The following is a 2,421-nucleotide window of genomic DNA, read 5'->3' as shown; positions in this document are numbered from 1 at the left end:
AAGTCTGCTGAGACTTTGCATACCTCAAGCCCATCTATGGATATTTCTAAAGCGAGTAACTTTGAGCGCTTTGTATTTGATCTGATGGGCAAAGATGGCAAGGTAACCGCTGGCATGTTTAAGCAAGTGGACGAAGCTGGTGGCTTTGATATTTCTAAAGATGCTGTCTTTAAAGACATTGCTAAGAATGGTTTCCAATCTGGTCGCAGCGCTCATGAGAACCGCCTTGAGACAATTCGCAATATTGACTCACAGTATGGCGTCATGATTTATACGCATACAGCTGATGGTGTGAAGGTAGCGCGCGAGCATTTGCAAGCAGGCATTCCGATGATTGTTCTCGAGACTGCCTTGCCTATTAAATTTGAAGAAACGATTGAAGTGGCATTGGGGCGTCCTGCAGAATGCCCACCGGCATTTAAAGATATCAAGTCAAAGCCGCAGCGCGTTGAAAATATCGATGCTGATGTCAATCAAGTGAAGAACTTCATTACTGCTCACCTTAATTAACTCAGAAATCAAGTGCCATGACTAAGCCTCCGATGTTGACTGCTCAGCAGGCTTTAGACCACCTGCTATCAAATGCAAAGGCTGTAGGTGAGTGTGAGACAGTCACTATGCAAGCTGCTCTCGGTCGTGTACTCGCTGAGAATGTAAATAGCCTCGTCGATGTGCCTCCACTTGATAACACGTCCATGGATGGTTATGCAGTGCGTAGTGCAGATACCCAAATTCCTGGAAGCATCCTCAAGATTGCCCAACGTATTCCGGCGGGATCTATGGGTACGCAGCTAGAGCCAGGCACTGCTGCCAGAATCTTTACTGGTGCCCCAGTTCCTCCGGGTGCTGATGCTGTTGTGATGCAGGAGGACTGCGCTATTCCAGAGGGTTCAACTGATCAAGTGCAGGTCAATATTGCACCAACATCAGGTCAATGGATCCGTCGCAGAGGTGAGGACCTCACTGCTGGCAAAACAGCTTTAAATGCAGGGACTTTTCTGCGACCGCAAGAATTAGGTGTTGCAGCGTCTGCTGGCCTAACGCATTTAAATGTGAAGCGTAAAGTCAGGGTGGCAGCATTTTTTACGGGCGATGAGCTTTCACTTCCTGGTGAGCCGCTCAAACCGGGCGGTATCTACAACTCCAATCGGGATACTTTACTGGCGTGCATTACATCCTTGGGCTGCGACGCCACAGACTTTGGAATCGTTCCCGACAGCCTTGAGGCTACGAAAGAAACCCTGCGCAAGGCCAGTAAAGATCATGATTTGATTATTACTTCTGGCGGTGTATCTGTTGGTGAAGAGGATCACATCAAACCAGCAGTAACTGCTGAAGGTAGATTGGATCTTTGGCAGATTGGCATTAAGCCTGGTAAGCCTTTGGCTTTTGGTGCTGTACGTAAATCAGATGACCAAAATAGCAATGCAGTTCCAGCAGAAACTTGGTTTATTGGACTACCTGGTAATCCAGTTTCTAGTTTTGTGACATTCCTTCTATTTGTTAGGCCATTCATTCTGAAGTTGCAAGGGCGAGATGCAGGCATGCCTCAGTCTTATCCCATGCGTGCTGACTTTGACTGGCTTAAGGGTGATCGTCGTAATGAGTTCCTACGCGTAAAAATCAATGCGCAGGGTGGTTTAGATCTATTTCCTAACCAAAGCTCTGGTGTGCTCACTAGCGCTTCATGGGGTGATGGTTTAGTGGATTGCCCGCCTGGGGCAACATTTAATACTGGCGATATGGTGAAGTACATCCCTTTTAGCGCTCTGCTTAGCTAAGTTAATCTAATACACAGCAAGCCCGAAGAAATCAGATTACGATCTCTATATGAAACTCGAATTACGATTCTTTGCCTCTCTGCGAGAAGGCCTTGGACTTTCTAGCGAGAGTATTACTGCTCCAGCAGATGTCAAAACTATTGCAGACTTAAGAGCTTATCTTGCTCAACGAGGAAACCCTTGGGCTGAGGTGCTGGCAAGCAGCAGGGTAATTCGTTGCGCCTTAAATCAAGAGATGGTGAGCGATTCCACTTCGCTAGTGGAGGGTGCTGAAGTAGCTTTCTTCCCTCCGGTTACTGGTGGCTAAGATGCAGAACGATTTCATCCGCATTCAAGAGCAAGACTTTGACCTCACTACTGAAGTTCAAGCGCTGCGCAAGAATGACCCTCGCGTAGGCGCAGTAGTCACTTTTGTTGGTACCGTCCGAGATATGAATGATGGCAGCCAAGTTAAGGGCATGACGCTAGAGCACTACCCCGGTATGACAGAAAAATCCCTAGAGGAAATCATTCGGCAAGCTAGGGGTCGCTGGGATCTGTATAAGACCTTAGTCATCCATCGAGTAGGACCATTGTTTCCTGAGGACCAGATTGTTTTAGTAGCCGTCACTAGCGCTCACCGTGGCGAAGCATTTGCTGC

The 2,421-nt window shown here is 47.7% G+C and carries 3 protein-coding genes and 1 pseudogene; all 4 read left to right on the top strand.

Going from position 1 to position 2,421, the window contains the following annotated elements; all coding sequences use genetic code 11:
• Nucleotides 1–510 (top strand): annotated as a pseudogene (locus tag B7Y67_RS15385) (threonine synthase); the annotation flags it as partial.
• 17 nt (nucleotides 511–527) lie between these two features.
• Nucleotides 528–1,781, top strand: a complete 1,254-nt coding sequence (glp, locus tag B7Y67_RS15380) for a gephyrin-like molybdotransferase Glp (RefSeq protein ID WP_293599387.1) — start codon at nucleotides 528–530, stop codon at nucleotides 1,779–1,781.
• Nucleotides 1,782–1,830: 49 nt separating this feature from the next.
• On the top strand, nucleotides 1,831–2,088 hold the full coding sequence (moaD, locus tag B7Y67_RS15375; protein ID WP_293599386.1) for a molybdopterin converting factor subunit 1: 258 nt from the start codon (nucleotides 1,831–1,833) through the stop codon (nucleotides 2,086–2,088).
• Nucleotide 2,089: 1 nt separating this feature from the next.
• The coding region (locus B7Y67_RS15370) for a molybdenum cofactor biosynthesis protein MoaE (RefSeq protein WP_293599385.1) at nucleotides 2,090–2,421 on the top strand (332 nt) is incomplete at its 3' end.

The sequence above is a fragment of the Polynucleobacter sp. 35-46-11 genome (assembly GCF_002281105.1).
Note: the sequence above shows the minus strand (reverse complement) of the source record. Positions and strands in the feature narration are given on the sequence as shown.

Coding starts and splice junctions, on each gene's coding strand:
- glp (WP_293599387.1), top strand. CDS start 528: ATGACTAAGCCTCCGATGTTGACTGCTCAGCAGGCTTTAGACCACCTG.
- moaD (WP_293599386.1), top strand. CDS start 1,831: ATGAAACTCGAATTACGATTCTTTGCCTCTCTGCGAGAAGGCCTTGGA.